This is a genomic window from Nitrosomonas sp. (genome assembly GCF_019635155.1).
Lineage (GTDB): Bacteria > Pseudomonadota > Gammaproteobacteria > Burkholderiales > Nitrosomonadaceae > Nitrosomonas.
Window position 1 is genome coordinate 209150 of the sequence record NZ_JAHBZY010000002.1, and the last position, 21685, is coordinate 230834.

At 45.2% G+C, this 21685-nt stretch carries 17 protein-coding genes; 5 read left to right on the top strand and 12 right to left on the bottom strand.

Translation table 11 applies throughout. From position 1 onward, the window contains the following. Window positions 1–100: 100 nt before the first annotated feature. The 5 genes from truB to rimP all read right to left on the bottom strand — a co-directional run bounded on the left by truB (window position 101) and on the right by rimP (window position 6189). Window positions 101–1147, bottom strand: a complete 1047-nt coding sequence (gene truB, locus KF839_RS02545; RefSeq protein ID WP_292916251.1) for a tRNA pseudouridine(55) synthase TruB — start codon at window positions 1145–1147, stop codon at window positions 101–103. Beyond that, complete coding sequence (gene rbfA / locus KF839_RS02550; protein ID WP_292916252.1) at window positions 1104–1478, bottom strand: 30S ribosome-binding factor RbfA; 375 nt, start codon at window positions 1476–1478, stop codon at window positions 1104–1106. Before rbfA ends, truB begins: the two co-directional genes overlap by 44 nt. A 26-nt stretch (window positions 1479–1504) precedes the next feature. Continuing rightward, window positions 1505–4141, bottom strand: coding sequence for a translation initiation factor IF-2 (gene infB / locus KF839_RS02555; protein ID WP_292916253.1), 2637 nt, complete (start codon window positions 4139–4141; stop codon window positions 1505–1507). 80 nt (window positions 4142–4221) lie between these two features. Further along, the gene (gene nusA, locus KF839_RS02560; RefSeq protein WP_292916254.1) at window positions 4222–5694 is read right to left on the bottom strand and encodes a transcription termination factor NusA; all 1473 of its coding nucleotides are present in this window, start codon (window positions 5692–5694) and stop codon (window positions 4222–4224) included. Window positions 5695–5721: 27 nt separating this feature from the next. Then, the gene (gene rimP, locus KF839_RS02565; RefSeq protein WP_292916255.1) at window positions 5722–6189 is read right to left on the bottom strand and encodes a ribosome maturation factor RimP; all 468 of its coding nucleotides are present in this window, start codon (window positions 6187–6189) and stop codon (window positions 5722–5724) included. A gap of 235 nt (window positions 6190–6424) precedes the next feature. On the opposite strand from rimP, the gene acs reads away from it, so the two are divergent. Then, window positions 6425–8401, top strand: coding sequence for an acetate--CoA ligase (acs, locus tag KF839_RS02570; protein ID WP_292916256.1), 1977 nt, complete (start codon window positions 6425–6427; stop codon window positions 8399–8401). A 50-nt stretch (window positions 8402–8451) separates the two neighbouring features. Then, the gene (locus KF839_RS02575; RefSeq protein ID WP_292916257.1) at window positions 8452–9417 is read left to right on the top strand and encodes an MBL fold metallo-hydrolase; all 966 of its coding nucleotides are present in this window, start codon (window positions 8452–8454) and stop codon (window positions 9415–9417) included. A gap of 186 nt (window positions 9418–9603) precedes the next feature. Here KF839_RS02575 and KF839_RS02580 read toward each other — a convergent pair whose 3' ends face one another. The 3 genes from KF839_RS02580 to KF839_RS02590 form a co-directional block, all read right to left on the bottom strand. Further along, the gene (locus tag KF839_RS02580) at window positions 9604–9789 is read right to left on the bottom strand and encodes a C4-dicarboxylate ABC transporter (RefSeq protein ID WP_292916258.1); all 186 of its coding nucleotides are present in this window, start codon (window positions 9787–9789) and stop codon (window positions 9604–9606) included. 446 nt (window positions 9790–10235) lie between these two features. Further along, window positions 10236–11462, bottom strand: a complete 1227-nt coding sequence (locus KF839_RS02585) for an ExeA family protein (protein ID WP_292916259.1) — start codon at window positions 11460–11462, stop codon at window positions 10236–10238. Beyond that, window positions 11462–12160 (bottom strand): OmpA family protein, encoded by a 699-nt coding sequence (locus KF839_RS02590; RefSeq protein WP_292916260.1) that lies wholly within the window; start codon window positions 12158–12160, stop codon window positions 11462–11464. The genes KF839_RS02585 and KF839_RS02590 overlap by 1 nt, the downstream gene beginning before the upstream one ends. Before the next feature lie 556 nt (window positions 12161–12716). Between KF839_RS02590 and KF839_RS02595 the strand changes: the two genes are divergently transcribed. Beyond that, window positions 12717–13610: an SPFH domain-containing protein gene (locus KF839_RS02595; RefSeq protein WP_292916261.1), complete on the top strand. Its 894-nt coding sequence runs from the start codon at window positions 12717–12719 to the stop codon at window positions 13608–13610. Window positions 13611–13724: 114 nt separating this feature from the next. Here the strand turns inward: KF839_RS02595 and KF839_RS02600 are convergent, their stop codons facing one another. From KF839_RS02600 to KF839_RS02615, 4 genes are all read right to left on the bottom strand, one after another. Continuing rightward, entirely contained in the window at window positions 13725–16493 is a 2769-nt protein-coding gene (locus tag KF839_RS02600) for a valine--tRNA ligase (protein WP_292916262.1), read from the bottom strand. A gap of 140 nt (window positions 16494–16633) precedes the next feature. After that, a complete protein-coding gene (locus KF839_RS02605; RefSeq protein WP_292916263.1) occupies window positions 16634–16993 on the bottom strand; it encodes a hypothetical protein in 360 nt (119 codons plus the stop codon). Window positions 16994–17004: 11 nt separating this feature from the next. Beyond that, window positions 17005–17451: a DNA polymerase III subunit chi gene (locus tag KF839_RS02610; RefSeq protein WP_292916264.1), complete on the bottom strand. Its 447-nt coding sequence runs from the start codon at window positions 17449–17451 to the stop codon at window positions 17005–17007. Between the two features lie 69 nt (window positions 17452–17520). Beyond that, complete coding sequence (locus KF839_RS02615) at window positions 17521–19017, bottom strand: leucyl aminopeptidase (RefSeq protein WP_292916265.1); 1497 nt, start codon at window positions 19015–19017, stop codon at window positions 17521–17523. Between the two features lie 290 nt (window positions 19018–19307). Here KF839_RS02615 and KF839_RS02620 point away from each other — a divergent pair, with 290 nt between their 5' ends. Beyond that, window positions 19308–20768 carry a sensor domain-containing diguanylate cyclase gene (locus tag KF839_RS02620; protein WP_292916266.1) on the top strand — a complete coding sequence of 487 codons (1461 nt, stop codon included), beginning with the start codon at window positions 19308–19310 and terminating at the stop codon, window positions 20766–20768. Window positions 20769–20811: 43 nt separating this feature from the next. Further along, entirely contained in the window at window positions 20812–21648 is an 837-nt protein-coding gene (gene serB / locus KF839_RS02625; protein ID WP_292916267.1) for a phosphoserine phosphatase SerB, read from the top strand. The last annotated feature ends 37 nt before the right edge of the window (window positions 21649–21685 follow it).

The window sequence follows — 21685 nt, forward strand, 5'->3', positions numbered from 1 at the left end:
TATTGACAACTTATTCATGCTCCGCCAGTGTGGAAGCCGGGGCTGCTCACCTATAATTCAATACGTCAGCTTAGCATTTTAACCAAGACGATCTGGGTCATCACTCATTGGAAGACGTGTGATCCGTTGTCAGCGTGTGCGCTAAGCAGGTATTTGATAACAATCGCTTCGCGGTGATTTGCTGCCCGGAAGAGACTTCGCCAAGTCCTATAAACTGTTGGTGCTCGTCATAAAGCCGCACTGTTTTTGCAGTGGTAGTTTTTTCGCAAGAGTTGGATAAATAGGGAATAGTGCGGCCTTGCACGATGTATCTTGTTGCAAGTGCATCCAATGTAACCGGTGTAAAATTTTTCAATAAGCTGTCGACCGGTAATAAACATTGGTGTCGCTGAGCGCTATCGATCTGCTCAAGTGCTGCGAGTGCGATGGATTGATTGATTTCAAAAAGGTCAATAGCGGTACGGCGTAATCCGGTTAAGTACGCGCTTTCGCAGCCAAGCGCTTGACCAATGTCTTGTGCTAATACTCGGATATAAGTTCCGGTTCCGCAACGAATGCTGAGATGCAGCTCATCATCTTGCAGTGAAAGAATACGGATGGCGTAGATCTTAATTTCCCGAGCCTGTCGCTCAATGACGTCGCCATTTCTTGCATAGTGATACAGTGGTTTTCCGCGATGTTTTAGCGCGCTGTACATCGGTGGTGTTTGCTTGATGGTGCCGATAAATTGTTCGAGTACTTGTTCGCATGTTGATGCGGTCGGATATTTTACAACTGCAGCCACTCGTGAGATTTCACCCTCTGCATCGCCAGTGGTGCTATGAAAACCTAATTTCAGAATGGCTTCATAAGTTTTATCCGCGCCCAGCAATTGTGACGAAAACTTGGTGGCTTCACCAAAGCAGATTGGAAGTAATCCGGTCGCCATTGGATCCAATGTGCCGGTATGGCCGCATTTTTCGGCTGAGAAAATTCTTTTAACGATTTGTAATGCTTTATTGGATGAAATGCCTTGCGGTTTATCCAATAGCAATATGCCGCTGATTTTACGCTTTTCCGGCTTAGACAAGTTAAGTGATGGCTCTGCAGAAAATGGTTTTTTGTTAATCCGACTGATGCGTGGCTTTATCTTGCGCGATTGCTTCATCTATTAATTTTGATAGACGAATGCCGCGTTCAACTGATTCATCGTAGACAAAATGCAATTGCGGGATGACTCTTAAACTCATTCGATGGGATAAATGCGTGCGCAAAAAACCTTTCGCATGTTCCAAACCTTTTTCTACCAAGTCATTTTCTACAGGATCGCCAAGCGTGGTATAAAAGATTTTAGCGTGACTGTAATCGCGCGTTACTTCAACGGCAGTAATCGTGATTTGTTTTACGCGCGGATCTTTGATCTCATTTTGCAGTAAATCCGCTAATTCCCGCTGTATCTGATCGGCGACTCGGAGCGTGCGGGAATATTCTTTTGGCATGGAAACTTGTGAAAGGTCGGGTTGTATTATAAAGATCGCGCTGTTTCCACAATTTCGTAAATTTCCAGCTGATCGCCCACTTGGATTTCATTGAAGTTCTTGAGCGACAATCCACACTCAAAGCCTTCTCTAACTTCTTTTGCATCATCTTTGAAACGCTTTAACGAATCCAGTTCGCAGCTATGGATCACTAAACCATCGCGCAGAACCCGGACGAGTGAGTTTCTCTTGACTATGCCATCCAGAACATAACATCCAGCAACCACTCCAATTTTCGGGATGCGATAAATTTCGCGGATATCGACCAGACCAATAATGTTTTCTTTTCTGTCGGGCGACATCATTCCGGAAAGGGCGGCTTTAATTTCATCAGCGGCTTCATAGATGATGTTGTAATAACGGACATCGACACCGGTGGAAGCGATCAATTTACGGGCACCGGCGTCTGCGCGGACATTAAAGCCAATAATAACGGCTTTTGACGCCAGGGACAGGTTGACATCCGACTCAATGATGGCTCCGACACCACTATGAATGATATTGACTTTTACTTCGTCGGTTGAGATTTTCTGCAAGGCATAAGCCAATGCTTCGCACGAACCCTGAACATCCGCTTTGATAATGAGTGACAAAACCTTGACGTCTTCTTGCTGATCGAAAACGTTTTCCAGTTTGGCTGCTTGTTGTTTTGCTAATTTTACATCGCGGTATTTGCCTTGCCGGAATAATGCAATTTCCCGGGCTTTTCGTTCATCATCCAGCACTAGCACAGTTTCACCGGCTTCAGGAACTTCGGATAGGCCCTGTATTTCAACAGGGATCGATGTTCCTGCGTGCTTGATCGCTTTGCCATTTTCATCGTTCATGGCGCGCACCTTGCCATAAACGGCGCCAGCCAGCAGCACGTCACCGCGGTTTAATGTGCCCGATTGTACTAATATGGTTGCTACCGGACCGCGGCCTTTATCCAAACGTGATTCGATAACGACGCCTTTCGCAGGGGCGTTGATAGGCGCTTTGAGTTCAAGTATTTCCGCTTGCAATAAAATGCTTTCCAGCAGCGTATCGATCCCTTGTCCGGTTTTAGCAGATACTTCCACAAATATGGTATCGCCTCCCCAATCTTCAGGAACAACTTCATGAGCGACCAATTCGTGCCGGATTCTTTCGATATTGGCTTCCGGTTTATCAATTTTGTTAACTGCCACAATGATAGGAATTTTTGCAGCTTTTGCATGATGAATCGCTTCGATAGTTTGAGGCATCACACCATCATCGGCTGCTACGACAAGAATGACAATATCGGTAATTTTTGTTCCACGCGCACGCATGGCGGTAAATGCTTCGTGACCGGGGGTATCGAGAAATGTAACCATGCCATGGTCTGTTTCGACGTGATAAGCGCCGATATGTTGCGTAATACCGCCCGCCTCGCCACCTGCCACCCGGGTGCGGCGAATATAATCAAGCAAAGAGGTTTTACCATGATCAACGTGCCCCATCACCGTAACCACTGGAGCCCTGGGAATCATTTCAGCCGGAGGAATCGACGATTCCTGATCGGTAAGAAAATTCTCGGGATTGTTCATTTCAGCATATTTTGCAATATGTCCCATTTCCTCAACCACAATCATGGCGGTATCCTGATCCAGCATCTGATTGATCGTGACCATGCTACCCATTTTCATCAGCACTTTAATTACATCCGCAGCTTTTACTGACATTTTTTGAGCCAAGGCTCCTACGGATATGGTTTCCGGAACGAGTATCTCGCGCACAATGGGTTCTGTGGGTGCAGAAAAACCATGAATATTCTGTTCTTCGATGTGGTGGGGCTTGCTGTGCTTATCTCTGCGTGTACGCCAGCCTTGGTTGTTTGAAATATCGCCCCGGGTTTTTACAGCACGTTTCTTGGTACTTTCATCTTTCCATATGACTTGTTGTTTTAATTGTTTCTTTTTCTTATCGGTTTTTTCCTCTGGTTTGACTGCAGGTTTATGCAACGTTCCTTCGGTAGAATTGGCATGCGGATCGGCACTCGGTGATTCCGGTTCGGTCTTATTTCCAATAACCGGCGATGGTTCAGAATCGGTTCTAGATGCTGCAGGTGGCGATGATTGGGTTGTAGGAAGCGATTGCTCGGCGGAAATTCCGGACTCAGTGGCGATGGATTGTGATTTGTCAATTTCATCTATTTTCTTGCGAGCTTTCTTCTGTCGGATTTCTTCTGCTTGACGTGCAATTAATTCCGCTTGTTTTCTTGCTTCTTCATTTCGCAAAGCCAATTGTTCTTCATCAATGACAGGTTGGCTCGTCACTTCAGCGGTGGGGGCTTTGGTTGGTGCGACCCCGGTTTCTCCGGGGATCACCGGTTTTGACAGGACTCTTCTTTTTCTGACTTCCACTTGGATAGTCCGCGCCCGGCCCGTACTATCGGATTTCCGGATTTCAGAAGTTTGTCGGCGGGTCAATGTAACTTTGCTTTTTGTATCGGCGGTTCCATGGGTTTTTCTGAGATAATCGAGCAGTTGTGCTTTGTCTTGTTCGGTTAGATTGTCTTCCACCAGCATCTTTTTGACGCCCGCGGCTTTTAGTTGCTCGAGCAGTACCGCCGGCAACAAACCTAATTCATTTGCAAATTGTTCCACACTCATTTGAGCCATTTATAACCCTTCACCAATCCATACTTCAAGCTGATTCTTGTAAGAAACTAAGGTAATCCATTTTTTGCATGCTATTAAAATCAAGTAAACCAAGGTTCGCGCGCTTTAATAATCAATCGATTGGCCCGTTCAATATCAATGCCGGTTATTTCAACCAAATCGTCAGCGGCCAGATCGGCTAAATCTGCTTGCGTGTTGATACCGCGTGCCGCAAGTTCCCTGACGATATTGATATCCATTCCCTCGAGCGAAAGTAAATCTTCAGCGACGTGCTCGACTTTTTCTTCATTGGCTATGGCATCGGTTAATAACGCATTACGAGCACGGTTCCGTATTTCATTGACTGTTTCTTCATCCAATGATTCGATTTCCAACATCTCGTTGAGCGGAACATACGCAACTTCCTCCAATGTCACAAAACCTTCTTGTAGTAATATTTTTGCAATTTCTTCATCGACATCCAATTTTTGCATAAAAAGTTGGCAAATTTGCGATGATTCTTGTTCATGTTTGGTTTTGGATTCTTCTACAGTCAGTATATTGAGTTCCCATTCTGTCAATTCGGATGCCAGGCGTACATTTTGTCCGCCACGGCCGATTGCCTGAGCTAAATTATCTTCATCAACCACGATATCCATGCTGTGTTTTTCTTCATCCACCATGATACTGCTGATTTCTGCCGGCGCCAGCGCGTTGATGATAAAAGTGGCGGGGTCATCAGACCACAGTACGATATCCACCCGTTCGCCGGCGAGCTCGCTGATAACCGCTTGAACCCTTGAGCCGCGCATACCTACACAAGTACCGATCGGATCAATGCGTTGATCGTTGGATTTGACGGCAATTTTTGCACGAGATCCCGGATCCCGCGCAGCAGCTTTGATTTCTAGTAAACCTTCTTCAATTTCAGGAACTTCTAATTCGAAAAGCTTCGTTAAAAATTCCGGTGAAATTCGTGAGAGTTTTAATTGTGGACCTCTCGATGATCGATCAACCCGATATAAATATGCGCGAACTCGATCGCCAACACGCAAATTTTCTTTCGGAATCATTTGATCACGAGGCAACTCCGCTTCAATTTTTCCTGATTCGATTATCGCATTACCACGTTCTATTCTTTTAATGGTGCCGGTAACTAAATAATCACCTCTTTCAAGAAAGTCATTGAGCGTTTGTTCACGCTCTGCATCACGAATTTTTTGAAAGATTACTTGTTTGGCTGCTTGTGCACCAATACGCCCAAACTCGATTGGTTCGAGGGGTTTTTCTAAATATTCCCCGATTTGGATAGTGGAATTTGATTGTAATGCGTCACTTAAGGAAACCTGGTGTGCAGGATCATCTACAGCACCGTCTTCCACTACCAACCAGCGGCGGAAGGATTGATGCTCTCCTGTCACTCTGTCAATAGAAACGCGTGTATCGATGTCTTCTTGAAACCGTTTTTTAGTTGCGGACGCCAAAGCAAGTTCCAATGCTGTAAAGACGATTTCTTTTTCTACAGCTTTTTCACGCGCCAACGCATCGACCAACAGTAAAATTTCGCGGCTCATAGCCCTCCAGCCTATTTTCTTTATGACCTACAATTTTGGTACCAAACGAGCTTTTCCAAGATTATTTAATTCGAGGTCTAGCACTTTTCCATCAACTTCAAGTTTTATTATGCCATTATTTACTTCTTGCAAAATTCCAGTAAAGTTTTTTTGTCCTTGAATAGGGACGCGTAACTTCAATTTGACTGTTTCTCCAATAAAGCGTAAGAAATCAGCTTCTTTCCGCAACGGCCTATCGAGTCCGGGCGAAGACACTTCCAGTCGACCATAATCTATATTTTCAACCGCAAACAAGCGACTCAAATGATTGCTAATCAAGACGCAGTCATCAATTGTGATACCGTCTGCTTTGTCTGCATAAATCCGAATTAATTTGTTGTGTGCGAGTCGCTCCACTTCGACCAACTCATAGCCCATATTGTTAAGAGTTGATTCTAACAATTCTTCCAGTGTCATAGCTCCGCCACAAATAAAAAATGGGCTGATAAAGCCCATCGAAATTGTTATCGCTAGTTTAACAAATATTTATGAATTATGGAATATAAACTTTTTTGTCCATGCTATTATTTTAGCGTTTCCTGGCGTGGTTTTGATTGATTTATGTTAACGGAATTGTTTAATTTTGACTGCGATTATCTACCTTGGCAACAAGAAAGAAGTGCTTATGGAGATGGGTGCCGGTGATACAATCTGATGATTTTCAGATTTCATGAAATCGGAGAGTTTTTGCATGTCGACGATCGAAACAGTATTGCATGAAACACGTGTTTTTCCGCCATCAGAAGAGTTTGCCAAGCGAGCCAATATTTCTGGTATTCAAGCTTACCGGATGCTTTGTGCAGAAGCGGAGAAGGATTATTTGAAGTTTTGGGCGGTTCGCGCGAAAGAACAGATTTTATGGCATAAACCCTTTACTCAAGTTCTTGACGATCAAATGCCGCCGTTTTATCAGTGGTTTAGTGACGGCGAGTTAAACGTATCGTATAACTGCCTCGATCGGCACCTGGCAACGCAAGCTGACAAAGTCGCGATAATATTTGAAGCCGATGATGGCATGGTTGTGCGATCGACCTATCGGGACTTGCATCAGAGAGTGTGTAAGTTTGCAAACGCGTTGAAATCGCTCGGTATCAAAAAAAGTGACCGAGTGATTATTTATTTGCCGATGGGAATCGAGGCGGTTGTTGCTATGCAAGCATGCGCACGGATTGGTGCAATTCATTCCGTAGTTTTTGGCGGTTTTTCCTCTAAAAGCTTGCATGAGCGCATAGTCGATGCCGGTGCTGTGGCGGTTATTACGGCGGATGAGCAAATCCGTGGCGGTAAGCTTCATCCACTCAAGGAAACTGTGGATGAAGCGTTGAGTACGGAAGGCGCAGCATCGGTCAAGCGCGTCGTGGTTTTTCAGCGTACAGGAACTGCAATATCTTTCGACTCTAAGCGTGATGTCTGGTGGCATGAACTTACCGAAACTGCCGATGCGAACTGCGAACCGGAGTGGGTTGGTGCGGAACATCCATTATTCACATTGTATACCTCCGGATCAACCGGTAAACCTAAAGGCGTTCAGCATTCCAGTGCCGGATACTTGCTTGGCACAAAACTTTCAATGGAGTGGATTTTTGATTATAAACCGGACGATGTTTTCTGGTGTACTGCTGATGTTGGCTGGATTACCGGTCATAGTTATGTGTGCTATGGCCCGTTGGCAATGGGCGCTACGCAGGTAATTTTCGAAGGAATTCCAACTTATCCGGATGCTGGGCGTTTTTGGGAAATTATTCAGAAACATCGGGTAACTACTTTTTATACCGCGCCCACTGCAATTCGTTCATTAATTAAACTGGGTGCCGATTTGCCAGCTCAATATGATTTGTCGTCCCTACGCTTATTGGGTTCGGTGGGGGAGCCAATTAACCCGGAAGCGTGGGTTTGGTTTTATGAAAAAATCGGGCAATCACGGTGTCCGGTTGTCGACACCTGGTGGCAAACCGAAACGGGCTGCCATATGATTGCACCAGCGCCTGGTGCTGTGACTCTTAAGCCAGGTTCTTGTACGTTTCCTTTGCCTGGAATTTTTGCTGCGATTGTTGACGAAGCGGGTCACGATATAGAGAAAGGGAAAGGCGGTTTCTTGGTGATTAAGAAGCCTTTTCCTTCACAAATTCGTACCTTATGGGGTGATCCGGAACGCTTTAAGAAAACTTATTTTCCGGAAGATATCGGACATGGTTTGTATTATCTGGCCGGCGATTCCGCCTATCGTGACCTGGATGATTACTTCTGGATTATGGGCCGCATTGATGATGTTTTAAATGTATCGGGGCATCGATTAGGAACGATGGAAATAGAATCCGCATTGGTCGCTCATCCATTGGTAGCGGAGGCGGCTGTGGTGGGCAGGCCTCATGAAATTAAGGGAGAGACTGTCATAGCTTTTGTGGTTTTAAAAGGTCGGTATCCGCGTGCAGAGGAGACCGCGGACATTGTTCAGACATTACGTGAGTGGGTGGCGAAAGAGATTGGCCCCATCGCAAAGCCTGAGGAAATCCGTTTCGGCGAGAATTTACCAAAAACCCGATCAGGTAAGATTATGCGCCGGCTGTTGCGTGCGCTTGCCAAAGGTGAAGAAATTACTCAGGATACATCGACACTGGAAAATCCGGCTATTCTGGAACAATTAAAGAAACCCATGCAATCCCTATAAATTATGAATCGCAAATCGGATGGACGTATCGCGGGCGGAATCGGAAAAGTATGACATTGCCAATTGTAATTGATTATGAAGATGGTATTAGTGCGATTGATGCGCAGTTTCATCGACCTAGGCGCGCGGCTATACATTTGATCGTCGAAAACGGTAGTGCGGCGTTGATTGATACCGGGACAGTTTTTTCCATTCCTGGCGTGGTTGCATCGCTTAAACAGAAATCCATTGCGATAGAGGCGATTGAATATATCATACTCACGCATATCCATCTGGACCACGCGGGTGGAGCGAGCGAATGCATGCGTCTTTTTCCCAACGCGAAGCTGATTGTTCATCCGCGCGGTGCAAGTCATATGGTAAATCCGGCTCGACTCGTTGCCGGTGCCATAGCCGTATATGGTGAAGCCGAATTCAGGCGCGTGTACGGTGAGATCTATCCGATCGAAGCAGACCGGATTATTGAAGCAACTGATGGATGTTCTATTGATCTGAATGGACGCCCATTGTTGTTCCTTGATACTCCCGGGCATGCGCGTCATCATAATTGTATTTTTGATGCTCGCAGCCAATCTTTTTTTACAGGTGATACATTTGGTGTTTCATACCGGGAGTTCGATGTCGCTGGGATGGAATTTGTTTTTCCTACTACATCGCCTGTACAGTTTGATCCATCGGCCGCCCATCGTTCTATTGATCGTATCTTGAGTTATCAACCACGCTATGCATATTTAACACACTATAGCCGGATTAGTCACTTAACCCATCATGCAGGATGCATGCACGATTTAATTGATGAACATGTTGAGATTGCGCAACGGGCAAGGAATCATCAAAATCGGACAGTTGAAGTTTCAGAAGCTTTGAATGAGTTGCTGCTAAGTCGATTAACAAAGCACGGTTGTCATTTATCACAAACTACAATTGAAGAGTTATTGCAATCCGATATTCGCTTAAATACGCAAGGTTTGATCCATTGGCTAGATCAACCAGCTGAACGGTTTAAACAGCTATGAAATTGTAGCTGGTAGTTTCTGACATTCCTGATTATTTGATCCGTGTGGGAAAATAGTAGTAAGTAAAAACCCTTTTGGGCATGAATCACCAGGTTTTAGATAATGGTCAATTGATTCATACCCATAATATTCTCCATATTGCAGGATGTGACTATTATTCGCTACTAACGCCATGAATTAATGCATTCAGGGTTTGGATATTTTTCTGATTGAAGCTATAACCAAGTAGCTGATGTAGAGAATCATGGCCAATGCGCCATCAGTAATAACCCATCCAATAATGGTTTGCGGTAACCCAAACATCGAAAGAATCCCAAAGAATACGCCACTGATAACTAAAGCGGAAATAATAAAAATATGATGAGTGGACATGATTAGCTCCTTTATTACGTTTTGTGAAATTATTAAACAAATTTTTTAGTGCTTTATTCGATATATTTGACCACAGAAAGTTTGCGTATATTTTACGCACATTAAATCGGCGCCCCCTGGATTGTTGGAAAGACACCGGCTTGGTGATTCGAGGATCTTTCGTCGAGCTATTGGCTAACGCTTGGGGTGCTGATAGATGGCGACTCTTATTGCTGAATTAATATAGACGGATGGATTCATTGGTTAAATTCCGGTTAAGAAAAAAGGGCGGTAATAGACACTAGATCATAGTATTACGCTTATTATTTGGCGATAAAGGAAATAGAAAATTAAAGAAGATCCGTCTGGCAAATTACGTGCACTGTGTTGATTAACTGGAGGAAGGGCTCCTGACCGGCAGGTTACCTGCTAACCAAGAGCCGTGACAATGCAGAAGAAGAAATAACTCAGATACTCACTAATTCTAGAAGGCATTCAAGTAATCCAGCATAATCGGAGCGGTGACAAAAGAAAAACACACTTGAGGCAAATGCGACCATCGAAGATAACAACACGATCGCGGGAACTTTTAAATTCTTTTGCTCATATTTTGCTTTGATTGTGTTGGCAATGTCGTCAAACGATTTTTCCGAGGTATCGATTTTCATTGCGGAGATATCTTGAACGACGTCCTGGGTTATCTGACTTTTATGCTCGATTTTTCTTGTTGCAACAGTTGATGGGGGATCGGCAGCGGGCGTTGCTGTGGTTGCCAATGGCGGTGTTGCCGCCTCTGATGTGGAATCAGTGCTTGCATGTTGCGACTCTTGTTTTTTGCGTTCTTGATTGTTGAGCATAATGATGTAATGAAATACATCTGTGACCAATCCCATTCGTTGGGTTGCTTCATAAACATCTTGTGCGTCGATGATGGGTTTGTTGCGCTCGTAGGCAACATTGAAGGAACGATCGCATAATGAATTGATTGTCCGAGGTGTACCGCCGGCACTGAAAGCGATAGAAAGCGCCTCCCAGCCAGTATTTGAAATCAGATTAGGAGTGCCGCCCGCAATATGGATGCGATGTTTTATGTATCTTAAGACACCGTCAACATTCATTTTTCCGAGCGTTTCAAGGGCGGCAATCCGTTGTTTGAAGGGCGCCATTTCAGGTCGGTTGATCTTTTCCATTAACTCATCTTGACCCAGCAACAATAACTGGATGAGCTTAAGGGATCCTTCTTCAAGATTGTTTAATAAGCGGATACCATTAATAACGTCTTCGGTCATCAAATGCGATTCATCCATGATGACCAGGCATTTTTTTCCTTCCGCGTTGATTCGGAGTAGCGCATTTCTGATATCTCGCATAACAAATGTTTTTTCGGACGAAGACGGTTGAAGCCCAAGCTCCTGGGCTAGAAATAGATACAGATCGGAGCTGCTTGCGGGCGGTTCGGCCATCCAAATGAGTTTGATATTGTCCGGAAAATCGGACTTTATCATTTGACTAAGCGTGGTTTTTCCGGAACCGATGGGGCCGGTGACGACGATAAGACCGCGCCCGCTTTGTAGAGAACCGGAAATCTGCTTCCGGATACGAGCATGATCGCCCTGATCATAAAAGAATATTGGATCCGGAACATTCTCGAAAGGAAGTAAATTGAGATTGAAGTGTTGAACGTACATGTGCATTAAATGTTCCCCTCTTTAGGTATGAGTTTTACTTCCACTCTACGGTTTTTCGCTCTACCTTCTTCAGTGTTATTGGAATCTATCGGACGGGTATCTCCATAACCTTTGATGGAAATTCGTTGCGATGGAATGCCGTGAAGCATGAGAATATTGGCGATGGCCTTAGCGCGGCGAGCCGAAAGTTCCAAATTGTCACTATCAATTTTGCCGGTCGGTATATTGTCGGTATGACCTTCAATAAGAATCAAGCTTCCCGGGGAGGCGTTGATTTCCTTGATAAGATTTTCTATCGTGGAATAAGCGACATCTTGAATGACATCCTGCCCGGAGCGGAACGTTTTGCCGCTAAAAACGATTAATGTTCGAGACGGTGATCTTGGCTTGTTATCGCTTGCATTCTGCGATACCTCTTCCAGAACATGCGGTTGATTTTCATGCTGAGGAGCGGCGGTTCCGGCTTCTTCAATTATGTTTGGAGTCGATGCGTGATTAAGCAATGGTGTTTCATTATTCACGATATCCGAGAATGGTGCTGACGGAGCTGAAGGCGGATATGCAGGTGCTGGTGCCAATGTGAATTCCGACGGCAAGCTGATCGTGGAAGAATGATCTTCGGGATTATTAGCGGCTTTATATGTTATTAAGATTGCCAGTGAGAAAAATATCACTGAAAGACCATAAAAGATTGAGCGTATCATAAGGTACTCGAAATAGAATTACTGAAAAGGTTATTTTCAAACTTAATTGTCAATATTTTAGCGTATCCAAATTGGCGGTGTGGTTTAGAAGTTATCGGCGATCACTTACGATTGATGCCGAATAAATTTATTTGTGCGACCGGTTAATAGCGAGAAGATGAAGCGAAACTTTGGAATTGCCGCGCTGTATTACTATCAGTGAATCCATCGCGCTTCATGGGTATTATAATATTTATTTTCATATGGATAGATCAATTTCTTGTTTTTTTCCTTAGAAATATAAAATTACTCTATAAATATTAAGTAAATCAATATTGTATCGCTTCGTATCCAATATCAGGCTACCGGTTATTTTGGTGATTTCAGCTGTGTCATCTCACACTGCAGTGAATTCGGTTCGATCTCACCAATACAATATTTGCATGATAATTCTTTTTTCCCGATAAGCTGGTGTGGAAATAAGCTATTTTGCAGGCTTTAATCCGGTTTGACAGCATTTTTACTTGCCGTTACCTTTTAAGAAGACAGTGTGCGGGAAATTATTAGGAGACATATTTTGGATACCAGATCTGGCAACAAGGCAATTGGAACTGACGAGCAAATTATTGTGGGTGCCAATGGATGGATCATGCTGGTTTTATTGATAACCGCATGCCTTCTTGGAATCTTTCTTGTAGCAACACCGGGTCTGCCGATCAAGAATATTGCGGGCGGTGTGTTGCTGACCATCGCGTTATTTTTCTGTAAGGGGTTATTCACGCTAGAACCTAATCAAGCTGCGGTTATGATTTTCTTCGGCAACTATGTCGGTACTGTTAATACCAGTGGTTTTTTTTGGGTCAATCCTTTTTACAATAGAACAAAAGTATCGTTGCGCATTAATAATTGGAACACGCCGGTGCTGAAGGTCAATGATGAGCGCGGCAGTCCCATTGAAATAGCCGCCGTTATAGCTTGGCGTATCCAAGATACCGCACGGGCGGTTTTTGATGTGGAAAGTGCTGTGAATTATCTGCAAATCCAGAGTGAATCCGCTGTCCGTCAAGTAGCCAGTAGCCATGCCTATGACGATGACGAAGGGAGGCAGCGCAAGAGTCTGCGTACGGACTTGGAAGCCATTGCAGCTGTGCTACGCGAATCGATTCAACAACACGTGGATGTTGCGGGTATCGTGATCGAAGAAGCTAAGATTGCTCATCTCGCGTATGCGCCCGAAATTGCGAATGCGATGTTGCGGCGTCAGCAGGCGGAGGCGGTAGTGATAGCGCGCCAGAAGCTAGTGGATGGCGCGGTGGGAATGGTCGAAGTGGCGTTAAAAAGATTGGAGGATCGGCAGATCGTGTCATTAACGCCGGATCAACGTGCGGTACTGGTGACCAATATGATGACTGTTTTATTATCGGAATCCGGTGCGCAACCGGTAATCCAGATGGCGCAATCCACCCAATAATAATTATTAAGCAACCACCTATTGGGACAGGTGGTTGCAAGCGTATCGATTCTGAGAATACTGCATTACGAACCTAGCTGCGTGATAGAGTCCGATAAAGCAAGCGATCGGAATTTACCCATTCAATTTGCGTAGCTGCTCGTTGAGATTGTTAAGCTTTGTATTAAACGCCGCTAAACGCGCTTTTTCCTGTTCGACGACTTGCAAGGGCGCGCGTTCGATAAAGCTGGAGTTTGAGAGCTTACTGTTAGCCTTGGTAATCTCCACTTCGATGCGAACGATTTCTTTCGATAAACGTTCTCGCTCGGCGGCAACATCAATTTCAATTTTAAGCATCAACTTGAAATTCTGTACGATCGCAACCGGTGCATCCGCATCCGGTAAATTATCCGGTTGGATTTCTACTGCGGATAACTTGGCCAGTGAGAGTAGATAAGGTTTATATGTTTCCAATAACGATATATCGCCGGCTGCGAGCAAAGGGACTTTGAGCGCAGGTGAGATATTCATCTCGCCGCGTAAAGTGCGGCAAGCATTTACTAATTCTTTTAGCAACAGAATATTTTCGATGGCAGGTTGATCAACCTTACGTTGATCTGCGGTTGGGTAGGGCTGGCACATGATACTACTGCCGCCTGATTTTGCGGCCAATGGCGCTACTTTTTGCCACAGTTCCTCGGTAATAAATGGAATAATCGGATGCGCAAGCCGTAACATTGCTTCCAGCACGCGCACCAAGGTTCGCCGGGTTGCCCGCTGTACCGGATCCTGATCGGACGTGAGCTGCACTTTCGCTAATTCCACATACCAATCGCAATACTCGTCCCAGACCAGTTCATAAACTTCCCGCGCAGCCAAGTCGAAGCGGTAATTGTTAAATGCTTGCGCAACCGCCAGTTCCGCTTGTTGCAAGCGGCTGATGATCCATAGATCGGCAGCGGAATAGGCCAGTGATGCGGTTTCGTTTAAACCGGTATCTTTACCTTCGCAGTTCATCAACACATAGCGTGTCGCATTCCATAATTTGTTGCAGAAATTACGGTAACCTTCGCAGCGCTGCATATCAAATTTTATATCGCGGCCATGTGACGCCAGGCTGGCAAAGGTAAAGCGCAAAGCATCGGTTCCGAAGGCCGGGATACCATCCGGAAAATGTTTGCGGGTATTTTTTTCAATCGCATCGGCTTGCTTGGGATTCATCAGTCCGGTGGTGCGCTTCGCAATCAAGTCGGGCAACGTAATGCCGTCGATCAAATCCAGCGGATCAAGCACGTTACCTTTGGATTTGCTCATCTTTTGACCTTCGGCATCGCGAATCAGACCGGTGATATAAACTTCCTTGAACGGTACTTTGCCAGTGAAATGCAGCGACATCATCACCATGCGCGCAACCCAGAAGAAGATGATGTCAAAACCGGTGATCAGTACCGAAGTTGGTAGAAAGGTTTTGAGTTCCGCGGTGTCATTAGGCCATCCCAGTGTGGAAAATGGCCAGAGTGCCGAGGAGAACCATGTGTCGAGAACATCCTCGTCTTGCCGGAGATGGGTTTTTCCGGATAGTTTCTGTGCTTCTTCCAAGTCGTGTGCGACTGTGACATTCCCATCCTCGTCATACCAAGCCGGAATACGGTGTCCCCACCACAATTGCCGGGAGATACACCAATCCTGAATGTTCTCCAACCACTGGTTATAGACATGCGTCCAGTTGTCCGGTGTAAATGTGATTTCGCCATTAGCAACAACTTCCAGTCCGCGTTTGGCGAGATCTTCCATCGCAACATACCATTGGTCGGTTAACATCGGTTCGATAATGGTATTGGTGCGATCGCCGCGCGGAGCCATCAGCTTGTGCGGCTTGGTTTCGGCCAGGAAACCCTGGTTCTCAAGGTCGGCAACAATTTTTTTTCGTGCTTCGAAACGATCCATGCCTTGATATTCAAGCGGAGCCAGATCGTTGATTTTTCCATCCAGCGTAAAGATGCTGATGGGGACCAGATGATGTCGCTGACCGACTTGATAATCGTTAAAGTCATGAGCAGGGGTGATTTTAACGCAACCGGTTCCAAATTCCCGATCGACATAGGTATCCGCAATTATAGGGATCGTTCGCTCGCATAGCGGCAAACGGACACGCCGCCCGATCAGATGTTGATAACGCGGGTCATCCGGATGGACGGCAACCGCCACGTCGCCGAGCATCGTTTCGGGGCGTGTCGTGGCAACGATCAAAGCATCATTTTGTTCGGTTTGGATAGTATCAGTTTGTTCCAGTGGATAGCGGATAAGCCACAAGGAACCATTTTCCTCAGTGGAGATTACTTCCAGATCGGAAACTGCGGTTTGCAGCACGGGATCCCAATTCACCAATCGTTTTCCGCGATAGATCAATCCGTCACGATAGAGCCGGACAAACACTTCGGTGACGGCCCGGGATAATTCCGCATCCATCGTAAACCGTTCGCGTGTCCAGTCACAGGAAGAGCCTAAGCGTCGCATTTGCCGGGTGATCGTGGAGCCGGATTCCTCTTTCCATTGCCAAACACGTTGTAAAAAGGCTTCACGCCCCATTTCCCTGCGATTCAGTTGCTGCTGATCCAGTTGTCGCTCAACTACAATCTGCGTTGCAATACCGGCGTGATCGGTGCCGGGTTGCCATAAGGTGTTATCGCCAAGCATGCGGTGATAACGTATCAAGGCATCCATGAGCGTATGCTGGAATGCATGTCCCATATGCAACGTACCGGTGACATTGGGTGGTGGCAGCATAATGCAATAAGCGGATTGTTTGTTTGAAGCTGCAGGCTTGAAATATCCATCGGATTCCCAGGCCGAATACCAACGGTTTTCTATCACTTTAGGGTCAAAACTTTTATCGAGTTCCATGGCGCTCTATGTTTGGTTGAACGAAGCAAAAACCATTATTATAGCGGAAGGCATTTGACCCGCATAACAAGCCGGGTCACTGCTTTGATGCGCGAGCGGATTTTTCACATAGCAATACGATTGGTTCTGAATGACTGAAACTATTTTAAAAGGCGGGCTAATCGAATTTCCAGCGCATTGGCTAATGCTTTTCGATCGGTGGTATTCAATTCGATCAGGCATTCTGATAATGCTGCATCCAATATTTGGCGGATGGGGGTCAATCGTGCAGGTTGAGGATGGATGACGGTTGGATGAAGTATCACGATATCTGTCAATAGCGGAATCTCATCGGAGTATTCGGTTTTCGTGGGAATATCGGACTGTGGTGTCGTGATGGATGCCGGATAGTCGCTGGTTGAAATTATTTTTCCTTGATGCTGATATTTGCTAAGAAGATTACGGAATTTTGTCAAAATCTCGGAATCATCCAGGTCTGTTGAAGAATTATTCTCACTCATAAGCAATCGATTTATTCATTAAGCTGAAAATGTTGTATCTCGTAACCTGCATCTTTATAGCATCGATATCGAATTCGCGCTTCCGATTTATCGGTCGGGGAATTATCCGCGATTTCGATAACCCGTTTAAACTGAACGACCGTCGGCGGATACTGCCGATCCAGATTGAGCAGTACATCGAATTTTTCATCATTAGGGATGCGGTTGCTCAGAACTACCGGTGTCATATTCACCAGATCCGGCTCATCGCGTAAGTTGCAATGCGGAATAAAGCTGATGGAAGAGAATGTCCAAAGTAATTCGTCAAATTGTTTGATTAATGATTCGTCTAACGCATATACCAGGACTTTCATCTGCTGTTGCACCGCTTTGGCGCATAGCCGGCAAGCAGTAATGAGCTTGTCGCCAGCCCCGGAGTAGAAAAATATTTGAACCATCCCTTCTTCAGTTCCATTCAATTTGTGATCGTTCTCCTGTAATCAATGCGCGTGGGATAAATATATCAATCAGAGCGTCCATTAACGTGTTCAACTCGTTGCTTTTGCTTGATTGATCAGGAATTGCATTAATAATGGAACAGGCCGGCCGGTTGATCCTTTATCTTTCCCGGATTTCCAAGCGGTACCGGCAATATCCAAGTGAGCCCAACGATATTTTTTAGTGAAGCGGGAGAGAAAGCAAGCTGCAGTGATTGTGCCGGCTGCCCTGCCGCCAATATTGGCGATATCGGCGAAGTTACTTTTTAATAATTCCTGATAGTCATCTCCCAGCGGTAATTGCCATGCTTTATCGACCGCTTGTTCACCTGCCGCAATTAACTCTTGTGCGAGCTGTTCATCATTACTTAATAGACCTGTCGTGAAGTTTCCGAGCGCAATCACACATGCACCCGTCAATGTTGCGATATCGATAACCAGTTTCGGATTGTAGCGCTCGGCGTAGGTTAATGCATCGCACAGAATCAAACGGCCTTCCGCGTCGGTATTCAGGATTTCAATGGTTTGTCCAGACATGCTGGTGACAACATCGCCCGGTTTTGTGGCTTTGCCGCTGGGCATATTTTCGGTTGCCGGGATGATGCCGATCAAGTTGATAGGTAACTTTAACTCGACGGTAGCAAGCATAGTTCCCAGTACACTGGCGGCGCCGCTCATATCAAATTTCATTTCATCCATTTCTGCGGCAGGTTTGAGCGAAATGCCCCCGGTATCAAAAGTGACACCTTTGCCAACCAGGACTACCGGGTTATCTTTTTTAGTTAATCCTTGATATTCCAGTACGATTAATTTAGCCGGCTGTTCGCTGCCGCGAGCGACGGCCAGCAAGGAACCCATGCCTAACTTTTCCATATCTTTTTCTTCAAGCACGGTAGCTTTAAGCTTGTGCGTTTTTGCCAGATCTTTGGCTTGCTTGGCAAGATAGGTCGGGGTGCAAATATTCGGTGCTTGATTTCCCAAGTCTTTAGTTAAATTTATACCATGCGCGATTGCCAAGCCTTGCCGCAAGGCATTCTCGCAGCTTGGTAGCGCGGCGCGATCGTCAATGCATAAAACAATCTTTCGTAACGGATTGCGATCATTCTCCGGCTTGCTTTTGAGTTGATCAAAGCGATAGAGACTATTCAATACCGCGATGGCGGTTTGTGTAACTTTCCAATCGTCGTTTTTTTGTTTGAGCGGAAAATCGGATAAGGATAATGTTACATCGGTCACTGCAGTTTTTTGTAATGCATTTAAAATCAAACCGATGGTTGCCAAGAAGTTTTTTTCCTTGAATTCTTGTTCCTTTCCTAAACCGACAAGGAGAATTCTTTTAAATTGCGTATTCGGCACATTATGCAGCAGCAGCGAAGTATTCGCTTTCCCTTCCATATCGCCGGATGCAAGAATGCTTTTGATATAACCTTGAGTAGTTTTGTCGAGAATTTTTGCCGTTTCCGTCATTTTTCTGGATTCAAAAATGCCGGCAACCATACAGGCACCACGTTGTTTATCCGATGTTCCTACTTTGATAGCGAAATCCACATTCAGCTCCTTTATTGCATGATGACTTAATAGATACGAAGTGCCCGATGACTAACTTATATAAAAAGCGGATTCTGTCAAAAATCGATAGAAAATAAAATCGCATAGTAGCAGTTTGATTGAAAAAATGGATGCCCGATTATGAAATTGAGCATAACACGGACAATTCCGGCGTTATTCAATAAATACCGTCTACAGAATGAAGCTAATATGTTATCTTAATATTATCGGAGATTAATCAGTATATTATTCAGTAGTATATAGATGTTACATGAGGATAGAGATAATAAGTGATTGATGATTCACTGAGAAGGCGATTAAATATTTGTGAGACGTTACCGACTTTACCGGCGGTCGCCGTAAAGATCATCGAATTGGCAAATGACCCACAGGCGGATATAGGCACTATTTGTCAATACATTTCTATGGATCCCGTGTTATCTGCAAAATTGCTGCGGACAGCAAACACGCCTTTGTACAAATCCCGTCGGATTGCGACCAATATACGCCAAGCTGTCAGCATACTGGGTACACATACGGTTCTTGTTATAGCGTTATCCTTTTCATTGTCGCATTCATTAATGCAAGCATCGCTATCCGGACAAAATGCCGCGTTTGACGGTTATGTGTTTTGGCGCCGATCGATTGCATCCGCGCTGGCTTGCAGGGCGCTTGGTGAAAAACTGGAACTCAGCTATCTGGATGATTTATTCTTAGCAGGCTTGATTCAAGAAATTGGAATTATTGCTTTTTGGGCTTTAATGCCGGAAGAGTACGAAAAAATTTTTAACGCAACGACCGATCACGATATTTTGCTGAAAACCGAGCGTGAAACATTGGGTTGCGGGCACGATGAGCTGGGTTATGCGTTGCTAAAGCGGTGGCATATACCGGATTATATAGCGCTATCGTGCATTAACAGTCATAGTCAACCGGAACCCAGACATTTAGGGCCGACGTTACATTCCTGCCTAGCGGTTTCCCGCTATTTGGCCGATTATTTTATATATCCGCAAGAAGCTGAGAAAATGGTTGCATTGAATGAGGCAGCGAAGGATTGGCTTGGGTTTGATGCCAATGCATTGATTGAAGTTATAAAAATAATGGAAGTCGGTTTAAGTGCTGTTGAAGATCTGTTTGAACTGACGATCCATCACCCGTCACAAGTCACCGGAATTTTAGCGGAAGCTAAAGAGCTATTGTTGATTTATAGCTTGTCCCGAATGAAAGACTTGGAAGACAAATCGCAGCGTGATGGCTTAACGGGTGCCTATAACCGGACTTATTTCGATGAGACCTTGCAGCGGGAGTTCTATCTCGCCACGCAATATAATTTACCGTTAACCATCGCGATTATCGATCTTGACCATTTCAAAGATGTCAACGACACCTACGGGCATGTCGCGGGAGATTCCATTTTGGCTAATGTGGTCAAAACAATTTTCGACCAAATTCGGCAAGATGATACACTGAGCCGTTATGGCGGGGAAGAATTCGCTTTGATTCTTCCGGGCACTCCGCTGACCGCCGCGCGAAATTTGATCGCCCGGTTAAAAGATGCGATTGCGGCAATCGCATACAAATTCGATGGCGCCACAACCATTCGTGTTACCGCTTCGATTGGCGTGGCAGCGTATCAGGAAGGCGAAGTCAATTTTTTTGAGCCCAAAGACATGGTCAAAGCAGCCGATTCAGCGCTCTATGCAGCTAAGAATGCAGGCCGGAACCAAATAATCGAATGGCGCAAGTGAGAAGTTTTATAATGACCTGCCTTACATTTAAAATAAAGACATAATGAATCTGATTATTCAGGGATTGGAGATCAATAATAGCGATTTGCGCGCTTTAGCGAAGTTGTCGCAAGCGGAAGGGATTGAGCGGATAACCGGTCAGGCTTTTCGTTTGATTAAAGCAAGTTTTTCTGAGGATATATCCGCACATTGCGCTCAGGCGGAACTGGATTTTGCATATGTGAGTCCGGAAGTTAAGCTATCGGATTTTAAATTGGTCGCGATGGATATGGACTCGACATTATTGGCGATTGAATCCATTGATGAGATTGCGGATATGCTGAATATCAAAGCGCAAGTTTCAGAAATTACACAACAAACCATGCAAGGCAAAATGAATTTTGAAGAAAGCCTGGTACGGCGCACTGCGTTGTTGCAGGGTTTACATCAAGATGCGTTACAAAGAGTGTACGACGAGCGTGTGAAACTGAGTCCCGGTGCCGAGATCATGTTGCAGAAAGCCAAGCGTGCCGGATTAAAAACGATGGTGATATCCGGTGGTTTCACTTTTTTTACGGAGCGCATTAAGGCAAAGCTGGGATTGGATTTCTCAGCGGCTAATGTGTTGGATATTCAAGACAATAAATTGACCGGTAAAGTGCAAGGAGAAATTATCGGTAGGCAAGGCAAAGCGCAGGTTCTCCGGCAGGTATGCGAAGCATTGGCGTTAAAGCGCGAACAAGTAATTACGATCGGGGATGGCGCCAACGATATGGATATGATGTCCGAGTCAGGTGTCAGCATCGCTTATCGTGCAAAACCTATTGTTCAACAACATGCGACTTATTCGATTAACTATGTCGGATTGGATGGCGTTACTAACTTGTTTCACCAAAATTGATAGGCTGGAGTAATCCGCGCTTTTCCATCCGCTTCTG